Here is a 21,875-nt window from a genome sequence, read left to right on the forward strand (position 1 = left end):
CCCCTCAACATATCAGCATTTTGACAGGAGATATCGGCTTCCCAACATCTTTCGACACCACATATACTACAAATCACGCACTAAAAAAGACGCATAGCCACCGCTATGCGTCTTTTTTTTACTTCTCAGCAACTTGCACTTCTTTTATATAAGCTGCTTCGAATTTTTGAATGTCGCCTGCGCCCATAAAAATAAGAACGCCGTTTTTATGTTTTTTCAGTATATCTGTTGTTGTATCTGTAATTAATTCTGCACCATCAATGCGTTTTTGCAAATCTTCAATTGTTAATTCACCTTTGTTTTCACGTGCTGATCCAAAAATGTCACATAAATAGACTTGATCAGCTTTACTTAGGCTTTCTGCAAACTCATCTAAAAACGTCTCTGTACGTGAAAATGTATGCGGCTGGAAGATAGCGATAATTTCACGCTCTGGATACTTTTGATGAGCCGCTTCAATCGTTGCATTAATTTCTGTCGGATGATGTGCATAATCATCAATAATGACTTGGTCTCTCACCGTTTTTTCATTAAAGCGACGTTTTACGCCTTCAAATGTTGTTAATTGATGTTTCACAACTTCGACATCGATATTTTCATAATGGCAAAGCGCTATTACTGCTAATGCATTTAATACGCTATGATTTCCGTATCCTGTAATTTTAAATGTTTCATAATACGTATTACGAACGAATACGTCAAATACAGTACCGTCTGTTCTCTTTTGAATGTTACGAGCTTGGAAATCATTATCTTCACCAAATCCATAGAAAATAACAGGTACTTTCGCTTGAATTTTTTGAAGTTCTTCATCATCACCACATGCAATAATTCCCTTTTTCACTTGAAGTGCCATCTCTTGGAATGCATGAAATACATCATTAATGTCTGCAAAATAATCCGGATGATCAAAGTCAATATTTGTCATAATTGCATAGTCTGGATAGTAAGACAAGAAATGACGACGATATTCACAAGCTTCAAACGCAAAATACTTACTATTTTCTACCCCATGTCCCGTTCCATCGCCAATCAGATAAGATGTCGGGTTAGCACCTTGCATGACATGGGCTAACAAACCTGTTGTTGATGTTTTTCCATGCGCACCTGTTACAGCAACACTTGTATACTGACTCATAAGGTTTCCTAAAAAGTGATGGTAACGATGGACTGGAATATTTAATTCTTTCGCTGCCATAATTTCTTCATGCGTATCAGGAAATGCATTTCCTGCAATAATCACTTGTCCTTCTTTAATATTGTTTTTATCAAAAGGAAGGATTGAAATACCACGCTTTTCCAATGCTACTTGTGTGAAGAAACGCTTTTCATAATCAGAACCTTGAACAGTATTCTTCATGTCATGAAGAATTTGTGCTAATGAACTCATTCCTGTTCCTTTAATTCCTACAAAATGGTAAACTGTCATCTTAAAGAACCTCCAACATTTCGAACTAATACAACGGCCTATCTATAAGACAGTATATGAATCTTTTCTTATTTTGGTAATCATCATACATTTCCGATAAAGCGAACCTTTTTTAGCTCTCATTAATCAAATGCATACGTGCTTCGTTTTATGTCCATAACAAAACTATTATAGCAAAAAACAAGCCGTTATACTATGATAACAGAAAAACTGATAGGGTCAATCACCTATCAGTTTTTCTTTTTTATTTCTCTTCTTTTTTTCTAATTGAACGCGCTCAAGACGCGGATTCGGACGGTATTTACGCCCAGCTTTCGCTTCCGGCTTTCCATTTAATTCCACATTATCGCCAGTAAAGCCGATATTTATTTTCAGTAAGCTACTGCCCACTCCGTATAGGTCTACAGGAACATTTTGCGCTTCAAATTCACGAATACGTTTCTCATCAAATCCGCCAGTTACAACAATATCTACATGTTGGAACCCTTCCTCATCAAGCGCCTTCCGCAGTGCAAAAACAAGCGATGGATTTACACCACGTGGGTCAAATGTTCCAAGTACCTCTGGATTACGGATAAAATATTGATCAATCATTGTACGTGATGTATCAATACGTACACCTTTTAATTCTGAACCGAATTCACGTGCAACACGAAGACCATCTGTAATTACATCATTGTTATAGTCAATTAGTACAACGAGATCATCTTCTGGAAACTTTTTATGATAGGCTCTGGCAGCTTCAACAACATCTCCATTAAACATTTGGATTAATGCATGCGGCATTGTCCCCATTCCACTTTTGCCCCACCATTCATTCATTGCATGCGTTGCCTGTGCACTCATACCACCGATGTATGCTGCGTATCCATCACCAGCTTGCTGTGTGTAATGATCATCACGATCCCCCATAAAAATAACAGGTTTTTCTTTTTGACCGCTACGAGCAGCTTGTACAACATTATATACATTTGTTGCTACAGATGTACGTCGGGCTAAAATCCCATCGATTACACCTTCTAAAAATCCAAAATACTCATAAGGTCCTGTGATTGTCAAAACTGTTTCAAACGGCTTAATTTTGTCTCCATCCTTTAAAGAATGAATTTCTAACTCTTCTGGATGTGTCGCAAATGTTTGTAACAATGCAATTACCTCATCTGTTCCGCAAAGCACTGCATTCTCTTTTTGAAAAAACTGCATGGTTACAACACTTTTCGGACGAAATTCTTGAATAATATCACGAGTCTTTAAAAAGTAAACAGCAGAGAACCATCCTTCTCCAACTCGTTCATCAAATTTAAATGTTTTATTTGTTAATCGATTAATTTCACCTTTTAATTTTAATTCGATTTCTTTCATGTCGTTTTACTCCCTACTTTACTATCCAACATTTTCTCTTAGTATACAGCAAAACCGCTTCCTATACATGAATTTCCTGCATAGCAGCAAATTCATCCTCTGAAATTAGGACATCTCTCGGTTTCGTTCCTTTTGCTTCAGATATAATCCCTTGCGCCTCCATCTCTTCAATAAGACGTGCTGCACGATTATAGCCGATACGGAATTTTCTCTGTACAGAAGATGTAGAAGCTCCCCCTTGTTCTACAACAAATTGACATGCATCAAAAAATAATTCGTCTTCCACTTCATGTTGTTCTGTTTTCGCTAATAAATCTTCTTGCTTAAATAAGTAATTTGGTTTCATTTGTTTTTTCACATGTTCAACTGTTTTTTCAATTTCATCATCTGATACGTACACACCTTGCACACGTACTGGCTTAGATGTACCATTTCCTAAAAATAGCATATCACCGCGTCCTAGTAATTTTTCTGCTCCTCCAATATCAATAATCGTACGAGAATCAACTTGAGATGATACAGTAAACGCAATGCGCGTTGGAATATTAGATTTAATTAATCCCGTAATAACATCTACAGATGGACGCTGCGTAGCAACTAATAAATGAATACCGCAAGCACGTGCTTTTTGAGCGATACGACAAATCGCTTCCTCTACGTCACCAGGAGCCACCATCATTAAGTCTGCTAACTCATCAATAACAATAACAATATATGGCAATGTTTCACCTGGAATTTCTCTTTCACTTACGATTGTATTATACCGAGTTAAATCGCGAGCTCCCGCATGTGCAAACAGCTCATAGCGTCGTTCCATCTCATCAACCGCCCATTTTAATGCCGCTGTAGCAGCTTTTACATCTGTAATAACAGGGGCTACAAGATGCGGAACAGAGTTATATGGTGCAAGTTCGACCATTTTTGGATCAATTAACATGAGCTTCACTTCATGAGGTTTCGCCTTATATAAAATACTCGTTAAAATCGCATTAATACAAACACTTTTCCCAGACCCTGTTGCACCGGCAATTAATCCATGAGGCATCTTTCTAATATCTGTTACAATTGGTGCCCCCGAAATATCAAGCCCTAGTGCAACCGTAAGCGGTGACTCACTCTTTGTAAATACTGGACTTCTTAAGATTTCTCTTAAAAAGACTGGCTTACTTTCTTTGTTTGGAACTTCAATCCCAATCGCACTTTTTCCTGGGATTGGCGCTTCGATCCGAATATCTTTTGCAGCCAAACTTAACTTAATATCATCACTTAAATTTGTGATTTTATTTACTTTCACACCCGGGTCAGGCTGTACTTCAAAACGGGTTACCGCTGGTCCTTGTGAAACATTGATAACATGTGCCCCAACATGGAAATTATTAAACGTCATATCTAGCAATTGTTTTTGTTCGTCTAACCATTCCGTATTATCTAATGTTGTTTGCGTCGGAATCGTGAGCAATGTTAATGGCGGCATCATGTATTCCGGAGGTGTTTGCAATACGTTACGAACATCATTTTCTCTTTTCGCTATAACATACTCTTTTTCACTAGAATTTGCTGTAGAATCCTTCATTTGTTGCACAGATTGCTCAGTTCCTTGTGCTTTTTCTTCTACTTGTTGGACTGGCTTCTCTTCGACCTGTACTTCTTCTGCTTGTTGTACTGCATTCATTCTTGCTATACGCTTTTCCATTAGTTTTCTTCTATCTTGTTTTAACATAACAACATTAAATGGTATATGCCGTTTTTTCTCACGTTTTGGTTCTTCTGTTTGCACAACAGACTGAGTGCCTTCTTTTTCTTCAATTAAGGTGTTCGCAAAGCTTTGAACATCTTTTTTCGTCTGTTCAAGGCTTTCTGAAGTTAACGCAATTTGTTTCTTATCCTCTTGAAACTCCATTACTTCCTGCTGGGCAACGTATTCAGTGGTACTTTCTATTTCCTTAGATTCTTCTTGTAATTGCTCCACATCTTTTGTTTCTATTTCCACTTCTGCTTCCATTTCTGCTTCCGCTTCTTCTTTTGCTTCTACTTCTATTTCTGCTTCCACTTCTTCTTCCGCTTCTGCTTCTATTTCTGCTTCCACTTCTTCTTCCGCTTCTGCTTCTATTTCTGTTTCCACTTCTTCTGCTTCTGCTTCTGCTTCTATTTCTGCTTCTATTTCTGCTTCCGCAATTGTAACTATTTGTGTAGGTTCTGAAGATGAAACTTCTTCTGAAGAATCTTCTGTTTCAATCACAATCGTTTCTACAAGTGCTTCTTCCGACTTTATAATTACCGCCTCTTCAGCAGCTTTTTTCTCAACTTGTTCTTCTATGTTTTTCGTATCTATAGCCTCTGATTGCAGAGCTTTTCGATAATCCTCCGATAATGCCACTACTTGTTGCTCTGACTCAAAGTCATCTGTTTGCTGTTCTATTAAGTCATCTGAATTTTCTTCCAATAAAGAAGCTTGACGTTCTATTTCATAGCTGTTTTTCTCTAACCACTCATCAACAACTGATTTTCCTTCTTGTTTACTTGCCTCTTGATTATCCGCTACTGTTCCCTCTTCTTTAGGAAAATCGCGTACTACTTGTTCTTCGGAAAAATAGGAGAATGTATATCCCTTCTTCTCTAACCAAGCATCAACAACTGATTTCCCCTCAACAGATATTTCAAGGTCTTCTCTCTCTTTTTCTTCCTCTTGTACAATCTTTTTTTCTACTGAAGGACGATGATATCCATAAATAGGAGAGATGATTTCTGTTGGACGAAATGGTCTTCGATTATTTTCTTGTGCTGGTACAGATGTTGGTTGAACAAACGGCTCTGGCACTTCTTCTGATTGATGCACAAATTTTGATTCTGTATATGTAGAAGTTGTTTTTTGCTCTACATATCTTTGCCGATGTCTTTCCGCTTTAACAGTTCTATGAATAGGTTGCACTTCAAAACTTGACGGCGCTTCTACATCCTCTTGATCCAATCCACCATCTGGTATTAAAGGAAAACGGCATTTCACACCTTGATTTCGGCTTGCCATTTGTGCTTCTCTTTCTTCAGTGTAGTGGTTTACACGAGGAATTTGGGGCTGACTTTCAGTTCTTTTCGATACTTCTTTAAACACTGCTGTTTTTTCTTCCTGATGTTCCTCTTTGTTAAACAGCTTTTTCATCCAATCTAACATGCTTACCACTCTTTCTACTAAATAGTAACATTCTTTATTGTATCAGCATTCAGCAAAAAGTGCAGGTAAAATTACGCCCATTTATATGACAAGTCATATTCCAAACCTTTTGTAAACTTTAAAAAAATAGCAGTCTTATATAAATAGACTGCCGCTTGTCGCTTACGCTCTATATTCTTTTGTACTTTATTTATCTTGAAGTTGATTGATAATTTCATTTATACTATCAGCTATACAGACTGGTTCCCATATTTCCCTCCCCTTGTTTGCTGTATAAATTGGATACAACGCATTATCAGTATCTACAAAAATAGGATCCCCCATATCTGTTTCATAGCCGATAACAATCCAGCTCTCTTTCCATTCCCCTTCATTCTCACCTATAAGCGAATGATTATTTTTATCATATCGATAACCAATTTGTCCTTTTTCTATTTCGTCTTTATGAAACAAATAGATTTCGTAGGAATCGATTTCAACATCATGTTTTTTTGTAACTTCAATTCTCTCAAGAAGTTCTTTTATTTTCTGTTGTTGCATCATGTACGCTAACCCCTTTTGTTTTTCTAAATTTTAACTAATTTGGTTTCACAATACAATATACTTTATAAAGGAAAGCGTGACAATATAGCGACATTTCAGCAAAATAAGGCCACTGCTGAAAACGATTGATTTATATTCATGAGAAGTTGTATATGTCGTAATTTGTTGGTAAATCGATATTCCGTGTCGAATCGCCGATATCTTTCAACTTGCGCCGATAAATGGGGAGACTTCGCCGATAAGTAGGGCTGCATCGCCGATAACTTCTTATAAATAGGAAAAGGAGTCTATCACCTACTATATACAGGCGATAGACTCCTTTTTTACACTCAATTAAAACTTGAATTCTTGTCCAATCTCATAGCTATCTTCTAATACAAGAATTCCTTTTTCCTGTGGTGCATCTGGTAGTTCTAACTCACGAGCAGAGCAAAGCATACCAGCAGATGGAATTCCGCGTAATTCAGCTGGTTTAATTAGCATGCCACTTGGCATAACGGCACCAATTTTCGCAACAACTACTTTTTGTCCTGCCTCAACGTTTGGTGCACCACATACAATTTGTAATGTTTCTGTGCCAACTTCAACTTTACAAATACTTAATTTATCAGCATTTGGATGTTTTTCTTTTTCTGCTACATAACCAACAACAAATTTTGGTGAAAAATCTGCTTCTACTCTTTCTTCAAAACCGTTCTTCGCTAAAATTTCGTTAATTTTTTTAACAAGTTCTTTTGTTAAAGTAATATTCCCTGTTTCTTTTATTTCCATATAAGAAGAGACACCAAAGATGTTAAATCCTGCTGTCACATTGCTTTCACGATCATAAATACGCGCCACATCTCCTTTGCGATCAAATGTGCGGTTCTCTAAAGCAATATCTTGCAAGGCAACAATTAATGTATCTCCAATTCCTTCATGGTTGTAAAAAACGTTCACTTTGTTCATCCTTTCTCTTTTCCATTCGTCTTCTTCCGATTTTTCGCTAAAATAAAGATTGGTTCAAACTCACCATCTTCATATATAAATGAAAGCGATGTAATTGGAACATGACCTTCAGCAAAAAATTTCATTGTCATTTGTGCAATAATATCATAACCGATTTCGTTCATGATATCAGCAATAATTAACACATCTTGATGCGGAACAGCCACTACCATATCGCCTGAAATTTTTTCACGCATAGATTGTAACAGCGATTCATTTAAAATACGACTCGCATCATAACCATCATTTGTGTTCAAGAAATAAAATGTGTTTCCAGCTACTTGATCTTGTTTAAACTCATAATTTAATGAACGAACATTAAATAATGCCATTTCACGCACTTGCTGTTCTGTTAACCCTAATTTTTGTAACAAACGTTCATCTATTAAACGGTATGTTTTATTGGAATCTAATGCGTAATAAATGCGTGTTTCTGCTGTATGTTCTGTCATAATAAATGGATTTCCTTCTTCCGCTTCTTTCGGGAAAGAAGTGGACCGAATAACCGGAAATATTTTCCCTGATTGATTTTCTTCTTTATGCATAGCAAGCAACGCTTCTGTTACGTAATATACAACATCTTCAATTGCAGCTTCTTTTTTCACTTCCCATTTTGCGACAACTCCTGGAAGTGAAACGTTAATCCCTTTTTTCGTATCTTTTTGCTCAATTCTTAGCACATCTTTTTCACTATCATAATGAAATTCCCACTCTGGGCGAGCTAACCTTTCCATTAACTCTTTTTTCATCTTCTTATTTGTCATTTTCATTTCGCTTTCCTCCCTTCCAAAAAAATAACCTCCCCGCGAAGGTAGAGGTTATTTCACAATTTTATTAACAGATTGCTTTATTTTAACCCTTCAATAAACGCTTCGATTTGCTCTTGTGTTTTTCGCTCTTTGTTCACATAGCGACCAATCTCTTCGCCTTTATTGTACGCTACAAAGCTTGGAATGCCAAATACATCTAATTTCACGCAAAGATCGATAAATTCATCACGATCTACATAATAAAATGAAAAGTTACTGTATGTCTCTTCTACCTCTGGCATAAATGGATCAATAAAACGGCAGTCTGGACACCAATCTGCTGAGAACATAAAAATAACGTTTTCCTCATTTTTTAACTCTTGAAATTGCTCCATACTTTCTAAAGTCTTCATCTATATTTCCTCCTCTAACGAAGTGCATCGTTTCATACTATAATCTTTCTTTTATACTACCATACATCGTGTGCTGTGCAAGGTTTATGCTTGCTTTTCATTATACTTATATTGTCCAATTAATAGCTTTACAACATGAACAAATAGCGCTGTACGATCCACATAATGATCTGTAAAAATTCCGATTGCTCCTTCATGGCTTCGAATATCTTTTCGCTTAACAAATTCTTCCATAACTTCACTTAACTCTTTTCCCGCTTCAAGAGGATCAAGGAAATCATCTGGCAGCTTAACCCGAGCACCTCCTGCAACAAACATTTTCCCCGTACTCGTTGCTAAAGCACCCCAGTTACATAAAAACAATCCATGCTTCGTTTTCATTACGCCACCTTCTAATCCAAAGCCAATATCTGCTTTGGTTTCCTCTACTGCTCGCTTCGCTCTATTCATTGCTCCTTGCATCGTTTCCTCATCAGAAAAAGGCTGCGATGCTACTCCCGACGGAACAGAAATGGCGATAATGTCCGCATCTTTCCATACTTCCTCTACTGCTCCTACTTTTGTTTGATTTTTCGATCCAACTGCTATTTTCATCTCTTCCACCTCTATCTCTATATACCCCTTTGTCCGAGTGAAGCATCGTATGATTTGCCTCACAATTCATACTCCACATTCCGTCACCTGTATCTCTTTCTAAATGTTGCTTATCATTTATATATCAACAAGATTTTCCGGGGACTGTTTAAGTTGACTCAAATCGGGTCTGACTTCACTCCAACTTCCCTTCATTTTTTTACCATAGTGCGCTTTCAAATGATAGATTACAAAGCGATCTGCTTCTTTAAGTGCACTGGTAGCTAAAGAAGATTTTCCTCCATAAAAACATTGAGATTCACTAAAAATAGGATACCGATAATGGATACGACAATTCCAATCATTATCCATGTTTTCGACATATAGTTCCTTCGCTATTCATTTTATTTCTTTTGAACTACCCCCACTTAACACTCTTACGAGCTGTTTGAAGTGGGAGATTCCTAAGAACACCAACCTAACGGTTAGTTATTGATTAGGCTATCCCCGTAGTCCCTACGGTTAGAAGTCTTATTGCTTCATTTTTTAGATTGATACTTGCATTCATATCTCGATCGTGATGTGTGCCACAAGAAGGACAATCCCATTCACGTAGGTTGAGATTCTTAACGTCTTTGTTTTGGTAACCGCAAACTGAACATAATTGAGAGCTTGCAAAGGTTTTAGACACAGTTACTACCTGTTTGCCATACCACTTTGCTTTGTATTCTAACATCGTTCTAAATTGCGACCATGATACTTCACGAATTGCTTTCGCTAACTTACGGTTCTTCAACATATTTGACACTTGCAAATCTTCCATACCAATGATGTCGTGGTTTTTGACAATGTAAGTAGAGATTTTTTGCAAATAGTCTGTTCTTGCATTCGTGATGTTCTCATGGATGCAAGCTACTTTACGTTTTTGCTTTTGATAGTTTTTTGCTTCATCCAGTTTGCATTTTCGTTTTAACGCTAATTCCTGTCGCCTAGAAAGAACACGTTGTGCTTTCGCTAATTTTTCTTCTAGTTTACGAAACCATTTAGGATTACCAAAAACTTCACCTGTTGAAAGAATCGCAAAATCTTTAAGACCAACATCCATGCCAACAGATGAACATGTTTTAGGAAGTTCTTGTACTTCTGTTTCAGCAAGAATCGAAACAAAATACTTGCCACTTGGATTTCGTCTCATTGTAGCATGAAGAATACGCCCTTCTACTTCACGACTTTTCGCAAACTTAACTAATCCAAGTTTAGGTAACTTGATTTTGTTGCCCGCAATCGCAATATTTCCATTCGTATGCTTTGTCGTGTAGGATTGCACTTTATTCTTTTTAGACTTGAAACGCGGTGCTTTGTTTTGTTTCTTGAAGAATCGAGTATACGAATCAGCAAGGTTTTTGAGTGATGATTGAAGTGATGTGCTGTCTACTTCTTTTAACCAAACTAATTCTTTCTTTAGTTGTGTTAATTGAGAAGAGCAAGTGTTATAAGTTAATCCTTTGCCTGTCTCTTTGTATGCGTCATTCCATTGTGCTAAAAAATGATTGAATACAAAACGTGAACAACCGATTGTTTTTGCAATTAGAATTTCTTGCTCCTTGTTTGGATAGATACGAAACTTATACACTTTGTTAACTAACATTGATTTCACCTCCTTTTAGTATATACTAATTATATACAAAACATAAGTATATACTAAAAGGAGGTGAAGTAGTATGGAACGTATTTCAAAATTAATTACGTTTCCTGCTGATTTAATGCCAGAAATCGAAAAATACCAAAAAGAAAATTACATCACGAGTTTTGCAGGTGCGGTTTACGAGCTTATTCGTAAAGGTTTAAGTGTGTCGGATCGTTAACGTGGCATAAGCCACGCCCTATCCGAAGGCGATTCATCACCCACCTACTCATTGGGCTATGCCCTGCACGTTCCTTGAGGTGGGTGTCTTCTCTCCTAAAAAGATAAAGTCTTACTCCCTTAAAATAATAGGATAAATGGTTCAACACATAGAGTAGCAATTTTCTCTACATTTCTAGCTTATGAAGCTAAACCAAACAATTTATGAATAAACTGTTTTTGATTTTGAACAGACTTGTCCAGTAAAACAAGTTGTCCTTTTTTCATCATATGCATGGCTTCCACACCACTCAATATAGAATTTGCTGTTTTAAATGACTTGAATCCTAACATAGAGCGAACTCGCCTTTTCATAAACCGGTGATCTTGTTCCACTATATTATCAAGATACTTTACTTGTTTAATTTGGATTCCTTCTGGCATCTTTTTTTCTTCTTTTAACTCCTCAATTGCTACTGGATAAGCTGGATTCTTATCCACCGTAATGACACGAGAAATGGACACATGCGAAAAAGCCAAGACCTTTTTGAAAAAACGCTTGGCTGATTGGGTATTTCTATTTTTACTTAAGTAAAAATCAATCGTGTTTCCTTCTGAATCGACTGCACGGTATAAATACATCCATTTCCCTTTTACCTTAATATAGGTTTCATCGACTCTCCATGAATTATTTGTTGCTTTAAGATGATGTCGTACTTTCTCCTCTAATTGAGGTTCATATTGATGAACCCAGTGCATAATCGTTTTGTGAGCAATGGATAAACCTCTTTCTTCCATCATTTTCACTAGGTTCCAAGAGCTCAAATTGTACCGTAGATACTACCTTACTGTTAATAAGACGAGTTCAGACTGATAATGCTTCCATTTGAACAAATTTTCCTTTTCCATACTGGTCACGCACCTTTTCTAGAGTAGTACTATTAGTATGTCCTAATTCAAGAGATTTTTTGAACCAGAACCAGATACATTGTCCTCTATCACAAACTAGTTATATATTCATGTTATTTTTCAAGCACCTGTGTCACGGTTATGGAAAATGAGTGTATATCTTTCATTTGTATATATATGAAAAGAAAAGGCCAAAACTGCCCCTTTCTTTTACGCACTATTTTTAATTGTTTCCAGCGTCGTTTTATCTGTCGCTTTAACAAGCTTCATCAATAATTCTTTTGCCGCCGCATAATCATCAACATGTAAAATTGAAGCGTGTGTATGAATATAACGAGCACAAACACCGATTACTGCTGATGGAATACCGGAGTTGCTTGTATGTACACGTCCTGCATCTGTACCACCTTGTGAAATAAAATATTGATACGGAATATTATGTGTTTCTGCTGTATCTAAAATAAATTCACGCATCCCGCGATGTGTTACCATTGTGCGGTCATAAATACGAAGAAGCGCCCCTTTTCCTAATTGTCCGAACTGCTCTTTATCACCAGATGCATCATTCGCTGGACTTGCATCAAGCGCATAGAAAATATCCGGCTGAATCATATTCGCAGCTGTTTGTGCACCACGAAGTCCTACTTCTTCTTGAACAGTTGCACCAGAATATAATATATTTGGCAAAGTTTCATCCTTTAATTCTTTTAATAATTCAATTGCCAAACCACAACCATAACGGTTGTCCCAAGCTTTCGCCATAATTTTCTTCTCATTTGCCATCGGTGTAAACGGACAAATTGGAACAATTTGTTGCCCTGGTTTCACACCGATTTCAAGTGCTTCTTCATAGCTGTCAGCACCAATATCAATTAACATATTCTTAATATCCATTGGTTTTGCACGCTGCGCGTCACTTAATAAATGCGGTGGAATAGAACCAATTACCCCAACAATAGGACCATTTTTTGTCATAATCTGTACACGCTGAGCTAGTAATACTTGACTCCACCAACCACCTAATGTTTGAAAACGAATCATCCCGTTTTCCGTAATTTGTGTTACCATGAAGCCAACTTCATCCATATGACCTGCTACCAGTACACGAGGACCACTCTCGTCTCCTTTTTTCAGACCAAATATACTGCCTAAACCATCCTGCACAATCTCATCTGCATATTTGCTTAATTCTTGCTTCATAAAGCGACGTACATCATGCTCAAATCCTGATGCTCCTTGTAGTTCTGTTAATGTACGAAATAGCTCTAATGTCTCTTTATTCATGAAGTTCCCTTCTTTCAACCCTTAGTAGAATACCTTATTCATTGTAACGAAATTTTCAAAATGTTTCTAGTTTCTTCTTTTTTCATTAGAATTGAATTATAATTATCATTGATACACTATTTTATAGAATTGAGGTGAGTATATGAACTGGAAAGGTTTAATAGCTGGTCTTGGCGTTGGTTTTGCAGCTGGTTATCTTGTTGCAAATAAAGTTCAAGAACAGTCCCATATCTCTTCCGAAAAAGCATTGAAAATGGTGAAGCAAGCATTACGTCATAAAGGTGAAGTTACTGGCTCTTGGGTACATATGGTTCCGGAGACGTTTGAAAAATATGATGTCGCATACGAAGTGTATCGCGGTGGTCTCACAACCATTTTAAACGATATACAAGAACGATTTGAATTTTTAGTAGATGCGAAAACAGGTACAATTTTAGAAGTCACTGCTGCTTAAGTATGTGATGAAATTTTATCATTTTTTCATGATAAAAAAGAGAGGATCCGATGAAAAGACTTTGTCCCCCCTCTCTTTTCTACTCTATTTATGCTTCAATACTCTCCTTTCTTTCTAACTTTTGAACAATTTTTCCTTCTTCATCCCATTTCACAGCGCGATAATAGGCATCATGATAGAAAGTAAACCAAGCATTTCTCTCCGTTCCATACTTCATCCATTTTTGTTTCTGTTCAATCGACGTCATCGGATAATCATCATACGCCATGACCCAAAGGACATTTTGATGCGCGTGAGTTGGTAATAAATCCGCTAAATGAAGCATCATCTCTCCCATACTTTCTAAGACAATGACAGCATGACCATCACTATGTCCGCCAGTGTGAATCATTTGTATCTCACTTGTAATTTGGATTTTTTCTTTAAAAGTAACGACTTGCCTTGCGATGGGCTCCCAATTTTCCTTCCAATATGTATTTCTCGATCTTATATTTGGATTTCTCATTTCATTCCATTCTATATCTGAAACATAAATTTTAGCGTTTGGAAACATTGAAACAAGCTGTCCGTTTTCCCACTTTGTCAGCCCAGATGCATGGTCAAAATGAAGGTGCGTCATTAAAATATAATGAATATCTTCCGGATACAGCCCGGTACTTACTAACGATTCATGAACAGATGACTCTTCTGTTACCCCTTGATTTCGCTTCATTTTTTCACTCATTTTTTCGTTTCCAATTCCTGAATCAATCAGAACATTCCCTTCTTTCGTTTGCACAAGTAACGGATCTGTTCGTAAATAAATTTGATTTGCTTCATTATAATCATATTTGCGAGACCAAAGCACTTTCGGGACGACTCCAAACATTGCCCCGCCATCTAAATGAGTATTTCCGCCACGCAACCACGTTACTTTTATATTTCCAATTCGTAAAACTTCCATTGCACTGCCTCCTTTTCTAATATCATTTTAACACAAAATTCAGACTTTTTTATTCTAAAAAAACCTGTGCTTTACTGCACAGGCTCCGTACGATATTTTGCTTCTACTCGATAAATACGATGACCTTTACTAGAGAACTTTTCTTCATACTCTGTCATAATATTTCCTTCAAAGTCACTATTATGAAGGTCGAGACTTAAGAATGTAAATACCATCCCATATTCAGCCATACTCATAAGAGAGTATTCGAATAGAGCTTGGTTATCTGTTTTAAAGTGAATTTCTCCATCTTTTACTAACACTTCTTCATAATTACGTAAAAATGTTTTATATGTTAAACGGCGCTTTGCATGCCGTTTCTTCGGCCATGGATCGGAGAAATTTAAATATACTCGGTCAATTTCACCTTTTGTAAAGAAAACTGTTAAATCTTCTGCATCCTTATTAATTAACTTTAAATTTGGTAATTCTTTTTCAATTAACTTATCAAGAGCATCTACAATGACACTCGTAAACTTTTCAATTCCGATGTAGTTAATATCCGGGTTTGCTTTTGCCATTTCATAAACAAAACGTCCGCGTCCTGTCCCTACTTCAATATGAATAGGATGATCATTTCCAAAAAGTTCTTTCCAGTTGCCGCGATGTTCCTCAGGGTTTCCAATTACAAATTGTGAATATTCTTTAATGCGATCCATTGCATACGGTTTATGTCTTAAACGCATAGATGTTTCCCTCTCTTTATTAGACTATTTTTTCCTTCTTTCTTTTCTCAGTAGACTGTCAAATAAAAAACCAAGTACGTACGAGCACTCGGTCCGTTTCTTTCAAGTATAAGATGTGCCATTTTGACAAAAACTATATAGAGCATAAACGAAACAGTGCTTTCTTTAATTTGTTCAAATAAGAACAACAATCGAAAGGATGGTCCGATCATGCCGATTAATCAACAGCATCAGTTAGAAATTTTAAAAGATATTTTAATCAATCATCAAAATGATTGCTGCGGAACAGTTGCAGAGTGTGAACAGTTAGAACGTCTCATTCAATCATTGCTTGCAAATGACAACATCAGCGCAGATGCAAAAGCAATATTAAACGATGTATATTATTATAGTCAATCGGGTAAATATTCTTCTGATTTGGACAATCATATTTCCAATAATCAAGCACAACTTACTGAGTGGATTGCTGGAATGGACAATTTTTCTTAACTCTTTACTATTCAGCAAGTAGTTGCTGTAAATATTGATGCCAATATTCAGCTTCTGCTTGCTGCTTTTTTGCTATATGCCATTGAATAGATAAAATAGTTTGTGCTACTACATACCACTTCATACGTCGAAGTAACGAATCCGTCTTTTCAATGCCGTAGTAGGCTAACCATTCATCCCATTGTTCGCGCGGCACATACCAATATAATAGCATGCCAAGATCGAGAGCAGGATCTGCAATAACAGCCCCATCCCAATCAATTAAGAATAACTCATCTTCATCCGATAATAGCCAATTATTATGATTCACATCACAATGACATACGACAAACTCATCGTATTCAATATCATATAATGAGGCTTTCAAATATTGAAGCCCCGCTTTAATTGTTTGGCTTTCCTTTATATCTCCTCTTAAAACAAAATACAATTGCTGCAATAACTCCTGCGCATGAAGCGGCTGTTTCCCAAGCCGTTGGATCATCTGCACAAGCGCTTTGGAGGAATGTATTTTCTTTAAAAGTTTTGCAACACGTTCCAATTTCATATCCTCTGGCTCTAACTTTTTCCCTGATAGCCACTTTTGAGCTGAAATTACATCACCATTCGTTATCCTTCTTGTCCAAAGTAATTTTGGAACAATTCCCTCTGCTGATAATACCGCTAAAAAGGGCGATGTATTCCGCTTTAAAAACAGCTTTTGTTGTCCATTTTGTGCAATATACGCATCGCCTGTTACTCCACCAGCCGGTATAAGACTCCACTCTTTTCCTAATAATTGTTCCAACCATTCCATATCCATTACCCGTTAACAAATCCTTATCTTTTATAATTATGAAAAGAAAATCCGCAACATCTTAACATGTCGTGGATTCATATATTGTACTGTAGTTGAATGCAAGAAAAAGAAAACTTGGCATGAGCCAAGATACGGACAAACCGTTTATTCTTTTACTTTATTTTACAAAACCTATATAAGAATGACAACTTATTCAAATCGTCACCTTTGTCAATTCTACATTTATTACATTCTCATCGTCAAGTAGCGATTTGTCACATTTTCACCAATATATACGTGCTAATAGGTGCCATTTGCAGTTCCCTTCCTTCAAATGAAGAAATTGCTTGTGCTTTTGCTTCATTCTCGTTTGCAAATACGTGCCATGTTTCTTGTTTTGGGAGTATAACTGTTTCTATTTGTAGACCATTATGAAATAAAACGATAATTTCTTTCCATGGTCCAAATGATTCTACTTTTTGTAAATGATAAGCAATGACAGAAGAAGGTGTTGGAAAGAATTTCATATGCTTTTGAATTAAGTCGGCTGATTGAAAACGAAATGCACCATGTTCTTTCCTGATTGCGATTAATCCTTTTATATAATCAACAGTCACCAATTCTTTCTCTTTTTGAGTCCAATCCATTTGATTAATCTCATCCGGAGCATTATAACTGTTTTCATTCCCTTTTTTGGAACGATAAAATTCTTGCCCTGCGTGTAAAAACGGAATCCCTTGTGAGAAAAGAACCATCGCTGTCGCTAAACGATGACGACGCTTTAAAATCACTTCCGCTTCTTGATTACTGCGTACGAGTTTATCCCACATCGTCATATTATCATGACATTCCACATAGTTTACACTTTGAGTCGGTTCCAAAAAAAGACCTTGTTCTTTTACACTGGACAAACTCCCTTGTAGTACATATTGCAAGTCACTTTCTCCTACTTGTCCTCCAAATGCAAAACCTCTTTTCCTTACGTCAAAAGTGCTCCCTTTTATCCAATCACGAAATTGATCATTAAATTGTGCAATATGCGGAAGTTTACTAGCATTACGTAACATCGCTTTTTCTTCTGCTGCAAGCGGTGTTTCTAAATCCCAACCCTCTCCTAACAAGATTGCATCTTGTTTCTTTTTTCGCACTTCCTGTTCAATTTGATTCATCGTTTCTACATCTAAAATTCCCATTAAATCAAAACGAAACCCGTCAACATTATATTCAGTTAACCAATATAAAACAGAATCTACAATAAATTTCCTCATCATTTTCCGCTCAGATGCTAAGTCATTTCCAACTCCAGTTCCATTTGACGGCATTCCATTTTTATCGTGTCGAAAATAATAACCTGGTACAAGCTTTTCAAACGATGATGTTTCTCTTTTATATACATGATTGTATACAACATCAATAATTACGCGAATCCCATGCTTATGAAATGTTTCAATTAATTGTTTACACTCTAACATGCGATTATATGGATCAGACGGATTTGTTGCATACACTCCTGTCGGAACATTGTAATACAGAGGATTATATCCCCAATTATATGCAGCAAAGGGAGTCATCTCATCTACACCTGCAAAATGATGTAATGGCAATATTTCAACATGCGTAACACCTAAATCTTTCACATGAGCTAAAGCCGTTAGCGTTCCATGTTTCCCTTTTGTATTTTCTTCCATAAGCCCTTTATACATCCCTTTTCTCTTTACACCACTATTTGGATGCATAGTCATATCGCGAATATGCATTTCATACAGTATGGCATCTACAGAAGAAGGGAACTTAGGCAATGTATATTTTGTGACAGAGACTTTTTCCATATTGATAACAATTCCATATTGTCCATTTTCCGATACCGACTTTGCATATGGATCCACCGCTTCATTCCATACTAAGTTAATACAAACGAGAAATGTATACTGCGCTCCTTCCAAGTCTTCTTGGAGAATACAAGACCAAACTCCCTTATCTCCTCGTTTCATTTCATAATCTGTATACTCTTCATTCTCTCTATAAATTCGAACCTTAGCAAATCTCGCTGTTGGAGCCCATACTTTAAAAACCGTTTCTTCCTTTTTATAATTTGCTCCTAAATCTGTACCTTCGTAAAAATATGTTTCATCAAAAGCAGCTGTGCGAATCACAGCTCCAATTTGCAAATCCGTTTCTATATCCCGTTCATCCCGCACTGTATAATATTTCCCTACATCTAATACCTCCTCTGTATAACATTCATATTTCGTTGCATTAGGAAGTAAGGTCGTTTTAACAATGGAGAGTTCTCTCATTTCATTTTCTTCCTTTAAGGAAAAAGTCTGGCTTGTTCCATATGTGTAGGGGAGTAAAATTGTAATCTTATTCATTTCATCTAAATACGCTTCAAACGGACGTGCTACTCTCAACATAAAAAATCACCATCATTCTCCAAATTAAAGATTCATCTATTGAGTAATCCTGCATACACCAATTTATTCATTTCTATAAGTATATTCACCGGCAAAAAAAACGTTTTCATGCATTACATTTCTGCAACTTTATTTCTGTAACAGGGTGATATTTAGGCGTATCTTTCATATTCGATCTATATAGTGTCACAGTATCTACTGGAAATGATACTGGTTTTAATTCCTTTATATCCTCTATATGAAACATCGCCTCTCCGATCCATTTACGCGCAATAGTAATATGCGGGTGAAAGGGCCGCGTTTCAAGTGAAAAACCACTCCGTTCACAAATGCTATGCACTTTCTTTTGTAAATGAAGTAATGCTTTACTTTCTTCTAATCCAGCCCAAAATATGCGTGGACGTTCTGGGGGACCAAAGGTAGAAAACCCTTGTAATAAAAGTGAAAATTCCTGTTCATTTTTAAGAAGATGCAATCCCTCTTTTATCTCTTGTAACTGCTCTTGCGTTGCACTGCCTAAAAAGGCAAGTGTAATATGATAGTCTTCTTTATGTACCCATGAGCGAAATGGTAACGTATCGTTCATTTCTTCCTTATAATTTGCCAATCGTTCTTTTATATCATGCGGTAATGTAATTGCTATAAAATAATGTGGTACCATATCGTATCTTCCCCCTTTGTATTATTGTTTCTCTTCTTTCCTATCTCATTCAATCATGAAAAAGAAGCCCGCCCTTCAAATGAAGGGCGGTTACTTCGTAAGACTACAACTTGTTTTATTTTGCCAATTCATAAATAGCTTGTGCGTAAATGGCTGTTGCTTTTAATAAATCTTCAATTTCAATATACTCATCTTTTTGATGGGCTAGATCTTCTTTTCCAGGGAATAACGGCCCAAACGCTACACCAGCTTTCAATGCACGGGCATATGTACCGCCACCAATCGCTAATAGTTCAGCTTTTTCTCCTGTTTGTTCTTCATATACGCGCTGTAATGTACGAATTAATACATGATTTTTATCAACATGATGCGGATGAGAATTCGAATAATCTGCTACTTTGAATCCTTTTGTACGTACATATTCTTTTAATCGATCAATTGTCTCTTCAAATTGGGTTGTGACAGGATAACGTATATTTACTCCTAACGTCCCGCCTTCTTCTGTAAACGAAAAACGACCGACGTTCACTGTTAAAGGTCCGCTAATTTCATCTTCATAGGCAATTCCTGCTTTTTCTCCCCGTGTATCATCGATAAATGTTTCTGCAATAAAAGCAATAAAAGCAGCTCCTTTTTCAGCAAGTTCTATCGTTTGTAAAAATTGAGCTAGTAACAACCCTGCATTCTCTCCTTTTTCAGGAGTAGAACCGTGAGCTGATACGCCCTCTATTTGTAATGTGACAATATTTCCTTCAATCGACTTTTTACCCAGTTTCTGAACCGATTGTAAATATTGTTCATACTCTTCTACAAGTATACTCCCTGTTTCAGTCTTAATTTTCGCTTCAGCAAAATCAGGTACCATATTTAAACGGCGACCAGCCAAGAATGAAATCAGCTCATACTCTCCTCCTTTTGCTTTCTCAACATTTTGTACAATTTGTATATCAGAAATTCCTTTTTCAGCATTAATAATTGGGAAATCCGCATCTGGCACAAAACTAATGGTTGGCATTTCTTCCTTCTTAAAATAATGTTCTACACATTGCCAATTGCTTTCTTCATCTGTTCCTAAAATCATACGAACACGCTTAGAAAGCGGTAATCCTAGCTCTTTCACAATTTTCATTGCATAGTAAGCTGCCATTGTTGGGCCCTTATCATCCATTGCCCCACGTGCAAAAATCTTACCATCACAAATATCAGCGCTATACGCAGGGATTGTCCATCCATCACCTTCCGGCACAACATCAACATGACATAAAATACCAACTAACTCTTCTCCTTGTCCCATTTCCAGATGACCTGCGTACCCTTCTATATTTTTCGAAGTAAATCCTTCTTCTTCCCCTTTATGTAACATGAAAGATAGTGCCTTCGCTATACCTTCACCAAACGGCGCGCCCTCTCTCGCACTTTCTTCATCTAGAACACTTTTGATTTGCAAGAATTGCTGCGTATCACGAATTAAGTCATTCTTGCGTTTCTCAACTTCTTTCATCCAATAAATTGCCGACATGACGTCTTCACCTTCTTCTCTATTCTTTCTTTCATCATAGCAAACACAAATCTCTTATATCAATAAAGAGAGAACAAATAACAAATAATTGTAATTTTTTAGATATTTCTTATTAGTTTTTCTTTTATTTTTCTAAAAAAATTTGCAGGAATTTGACGTTTTACGTAGAAAGTTACTCGTAGTTGACTACAGAGATATAGAATGTCAACTACCAATATTTTTCTATTTTATTATTTGTTAAACTTTTGTAAAATTTAAGTAAGTTAAAGCATGAATTTTGTCATTTGGAGTACAATGGTGGTAACGACCTTCTTTCCTGAATGGGGTCAAAAAAACTAGTAGAGGAGTGGTTTTCTCTTGAAACCTACAACTACTCGTATGCTAACACGCATTAAATCGATTTATATGTACATCAATGAAAATGGTACGGTAACGACGAAAGACCTTGTAGATGAGTTCGGGATTACACCGCGAACTATACAACGCGATCTGAACGTGTTGCAGTTTAATGAACTCGTGTATAGCCCTTGCCGCGGTAAGTGGACAACGACAGGAAAGAAAGTGAGAATGACCTCATAACGAAAACAATTATATGTAAAATAAATACCCCTTTCGAAATGAATAGAAAGGG

20 protein-coding genes and 1 pseudogene are annotated in these 21,875 nt (G+C 36.6%); 4 read left to right on the forward strand and 17 right to left on the reverse strand.

What is annotated here, in order from left to right; genetic code table 11:
- Positions 1-118: 118 nt before the first annotated feature.
- The 9 genes from murC to tnpB form a co-directional block, all read right to left on the reverse strand.
- Complete coding sequence (murC, locus tag BCER98_RS16860; protein WP_012095808.1) at positions 119-1,429, reverse strand: UDP-N-acetylmuramate--L-alanine ligase; 1,311 nt, start codon at positions 1,427-1,429, stop codon at positions 119-121.
- 219 nt (positions 1,430-1,648) lie between these two features.
- The gene (locus BCER98_RS16865; protein WP_012095809.1) at positions 1,649-2,791 is read right to left on the reverse strand and encodes a nicotinate phosphoribosyltransferase; all 1,143 of its coding nucleotides are present in this window, start codon (positions 2,789-2,791) and stop codon (positions 1,649-1,651) included.
- 61 nt (positions 2,792-2,852) lie between these two features.
- Positions 2,853-5,960, reverse strand: a complete 3,108-nt coding sequence (locus BCER98_RS16870) for a DNA translocase FtsK (RefSeq protein ID WP_012095810.1) — start codon at positions 5,958-5,960, stop codon at positions 2,853-2,855.
- A gap of 186 nt (positions 5,961-6,146) precedes the next feature.
- Positions 6,147-6,503: a hypothetical protein gene (locus BCER98_RS16875; RefSeq protein WP_012095811.1), complete on the reverse strand. Its 357-nt coding sequence runs from the start codon at positions 6,501-6,503 to the stop codon at positions 6,147-6,149.
- 333 nt (positions 6,504-6,836) lie between these two features.
- Positions 6,837-7,451, reverse strand: coding sequence for a YtpR family tRNA-binding protein (gene ytpR / locus BCER98_RS16880; RefSeq protein WP_041810073.1), 615 nt, complete (start codon positions 7,449-7,451; stop codon positions 6,837-6,839).
- Positions 7,448-8,260, reverse strand: a complete 813-nt coding sequence (locus BCER98_RS16885; protein WP_012095813.1) for a DUF1444 domain-containing protein — start codon at positions 8,258-8,260, stop codon at positions 7,448-7,450. The genes ytpR and BCER98_RS16885 overlap by 4 nt, the downstream gene beginning before the upstream one ends.
- Positions 8,261-8,337: 77 nt before the next feature.
- Positions 8,338-8,652, reverse strand: a complete 315-nt coding sequence (locus tag BCER98_RS16890; RefSeq protein WP_012095814.1) for a thioredoxin family protein — start codon at positions 8,650-8,652, stop codon at positions 8,338-8,340.
- Positions 8,653-8,736: 84 nt separating this feature from the next.
- Complete coding sequence (locus tag BCER98_RS16895) at positions 8,737-9,246, reverse strand: DUF84 family protein (RefSeq protein ID WP_041810074.1); 510 nt, start codon at positions 9,244-9,246, stop codon at positions 8,737-8,739.
- 475 nt (positions 9,247-9,721) lie between these two features.
- The gene (gene tnpB / locus BCER98_RS16905) at positions 9,722-10,873 is read right to left on the reverse strand and encodes an IS200/IS605 family element RNA-guided endonuclease TnpB (RefSeq protein ID WP_012095816.1); all 1,152 of its coding nucleotides are present in this window, start codon (positions 10,871-10,873) and stop codon (positions 9,722-9,724) included.
- A 73-nt stretch (positions 10,874-10,946) separates the two neighbouring features.
- On the opposite strand from tnpB, the gene BCER98_RS22670 reads away from it, so the two are divergent.
- Complete coding sequence (locus tag BCER98_RS22670; RefSeq protein ID WP_164468647.1) at positions 10,947-11,090, forward strand: hypothetical protein; 144 nt, start codon at positions 10,947-10,949, stop codon at positions 11,088-11,090.
- Between the two features lie 179 nt (positions 11,091-11,269).
- Here the strand turns inward: BCER98_RS22670 and BCER98_RS16910 are convergent.
- Positions 11,270-11,977, reverse strand: a pseudogene (locus BCER98_RS16910) (IS6 family transposase).
- Positions 11,978-12,187: 210 nt separating this feature from the next.
- Positions 12,188-13,261 carry a M42 family metallopeptidase gene (locus BCER98_RS16915; protein WP_012095818.1) on the reverse strand — a complete coding sequence of 358 codons (1,074 nt, stop codon included), beginning with the start codon at positions 13,259-13,261 and terminating at the stop codon, positions 12,188-12,190.
- Positions 13,262-13,403: 142 nt separating this feature from the next.
- Here BCER98_RS16915 and BCER98_RS16920 point away from each other — a divergent pair, with 142 nt between their 5' ends.
- Positions 13,404-13,715: a PepSY domain-containing protein gene (locus BCER98_RS16920; RefSeq protein ID WP_012095819.1), complete on the forward strand. Its 312-nt coding sequence runs from the start codon at positions 13,404-13,406 to the stop codon at positions 13,713-13,715.
- 88 nt (positions 13,716-13,803) lie between these two features.
- On the opposite strand, the gene BCER98_RS16925 is transcribed toward BCER98_RS16920, so the two are convergent.
- Both BCER98_RS16925 and trmB read right to left on the reverse strand, forming a co-directional pair.
- Positions 13,804-14,658: a YtnP family quorum-quenching lactonase gene (locus tag BCER98_RS16925; protein ID WP_012095820.1), complete on the reverse strand. Its 855-nt coding sequence runs from the start codon at positions 14,656-14,658 to the stop codon at positions 13,804-13,806.
- 71 nt (positions 14,659-14,729) lie between these two features.
- Positions 14,730-15,383, reverse strand: coding sequence for a tRNA (guanosine(46)-N7)-methyltransferase TrmB (gene trmB / locus BCER98_RS16930; RefSeq protein WP_012095821.1), 654 nt, complete (start codon positions 15,381-15,383; stop codon positions 14,730-14,732).
- A gap of 210 nt (positions 15,384-15,593) precedes the next feature.
- Between trmB and BCER98_RS16935 the strand changes: the two genes are divergently transcribed.
- Entirely contained in the window at positions 15,594-15,872 is a 279-nt protein-coding gene (locus tag BCER98_RS16935) for a YtzH-like family protein (protein WP_012095822.1), read from the forward strand.
- Positions 15,873-15,879: 7 nt separating this feature from the next.
- Here the strand turns inward: BCER98_RS16935 and BCER98_RS16940 are convergent, their stop codons facing one another.
- From BCER98_RS16940 to pepV, 4 genes are all read right to left on the reverse strand, one after another.
- Positions 15,880-16,674, reverse strand: coding sequence for a phosphotransferase family protein (locus tag BCER98_RS16940; RefSeq protein ID WP_041810077.1), 795 nt, complete (start codon positions 16,672-16,674; stop codon positions 15,880-15,882).
- 251 nt (positions 16,675-16,925) lie between these two features.
- Positions 16,926-19,064 carry a type I pullulanase gene (gene pulA / locus BCER98_RS16945; RefSeq protein WP_012095824.1) on the reverse strand — a complete coding sequence of 713 codons (2,139 nt, stop codon included), beginning with the start codon at positions 19,062-19,064 and terminating at the stop codon, positions 16,926-16,928.
- Positions 19,065-19,170: 106 nt separating this feature from the next.
- Entirely contained in the window at positions 19,171-19,725 is a 555-nt protein-coding gene (thpR, locus tag BCER98_RS16950; protein ID WP_012095825.1) for an RNA 2',3'-cyclic phosphodiesterase, read from the reverse strand.
- Between the two features lie 115 nt (positions 19,726-19,840).
- Entirely contained in the window at positions 19,841-21,244 is a 1,404-nt protein-coding gene (gene pepV, locus BCER98_RS16955) for a dipeptidase PepV (protein ID WP_012095826.1), read from the reverse strand.
- Between the two features lie 357 nt (positions 21,245-21,601).
- On the opposite strand from pepV, the gene BCER98_RS16960 reads away from it, so the two are divergent.
- On the forward strand, positions 21,602-21,823 hold the full coding sequence (locus tag BCER98_RS16960) for a DeoR family transcriptional regulator (RefSeq protein WP_000805512.1): 222 nt from the start codon (positions 21,602-21,604) through the stop codon (positions 21,821-21,823).
- Positions 21,824-21,875: the final 52 nt, after the last annotated feature.

This window comes from Bacillus cytotoxicus NVH 391-98, from assembly GCF_000017425.1.
GTDB classification, from domain to species: Bacteria; Bacillota; Bacilli; order Bacillales; family Bacillaceae_G; genus Bacillus_A; species Bacillus_A cytotoxicus.

Coding starts and splice junctions, on each gene's coding strand:
- BCER98_RS16920 (WP_012095819.1), top strand. CDS start 13,404: ATGAACTGGAAAGGTTTAATAGCTGGTCTTGGCGTTGGTTTTGCAGCT.
- murC (WP_012095808.1), bottom strand. CDS start 1,429: ATGACAGTTTACCATTTTGTAGGAATTAAAGGAACAGGAATGAGTTCA.
- BCER98_RS16890 (WP_012095814.1), bottom strand. CDS start 8,652: ATGAAGACTTTAGAAAGTATGGAGCAATTTCAAGAGTTAAAAAATGAG.
- BCER98_RS16915 (WP_012095818.1), bottom strand. CDS start 13,261: ATGAATAAAGAGACATTAGAGCTATTTCGTACATTAACAGAACTACAA.
- ytpR (WP_041810073.1), bottom strand. CDS start 7,451: ATGAACAAAGTGAACGTTTTTTACAACCATGAAGGAATTGGAGATACA.
- BCER98_RS16935 (WP_012095822.1), top strand. CDS start 15,594: ATGCCGATTAATCAACAGCATCAGTTAGAAATTTTAAAAGATATTTTA.
- trmB (WP_012095821.1), bottom strand. CDS start 15,383: ATGCGTTTAAGACATAAACCGTATGCAATGGATCGCATTAAAGAATAT.
- tnpB (WP_012095816.1), bottom strand. CDS start 10,873: ATGTTAGTTAACAAAGTGTATAAGTTTCGTATCTATCCAAACAAGGAG.
- BCER98_RS16895 (WP_041810074.1), bottom strand. CDS start 9,246: ATGAAAATAGCAGTTGGATCGAAAAATCAAACAAAAGTAGGAGCAGTA.
- BCER98_RS16870 (WP_012095810.1), bottom strand. CDS start 5,960: ATGTTAGATTGGATGAAAAAGCTGTTTAACAAAGAGGAACATCAGGAA.
- BCER98_RS16875 (WP_012095811.1), bottom strand. CDS start 6,503: ATGATGCAACAACAGAAAATAAAAGAACTTCTTGAGAGAATTGAAGTT.
- pulA (WP_012095824.1), bottom strand. CDS start 19,064: ATGTTGAGAGTAGCACGTCCGTTTGAAGCGTATTTAGATGAAATGAAT.
- pepV (WP_012095826.1), bottom strand. CDS start 21,244: ATGTCGGCAATTTATTGGATGAAAGAAGTTGAGAAACGCAAGAATGAC.
- BCER98_RS16885 (WP_012095813.1), bottom strand. CDS start 8,260: ATGAAAATGACAAATAAGAAGATGAAAAAAGAGTTAATGGAAAGGTTA.
- BCER98_RS16940 (WP_041810077.1), bottom strand. CDS start 16,674: ATGGATATGGAATGGTTGGAACAATTATTAGGAAAAGAGTGGAGTCTT.
- thpR (WP_012095825.1), bottom strand. CDS start 19,725: ATGGTACCACATTATTTTATAGCAATTACATTACCGCATGATATAAAA.
- BCER98_RS22670 (WP_164468647.1), top strand. CDS start 10,947: ATGGAACGTATTTCAAAATTAATTACGTTTCCTGCTGATTTAATGCCA.
- BCER98_RS16865 (WP_012095809.1), bottom strand. CDS start 2,791: ATGAAAGAAATCGAATTAAAATTAAAAGGTGAAATTAATCGATTAACA.
- BCER98_RS16925 (WP_012095820.1), bottom strand. CDS start 14,658: ATGGAAGTTTTACGAATTGGAAATATAAAAGTAACGTGGTTGCGTGGC.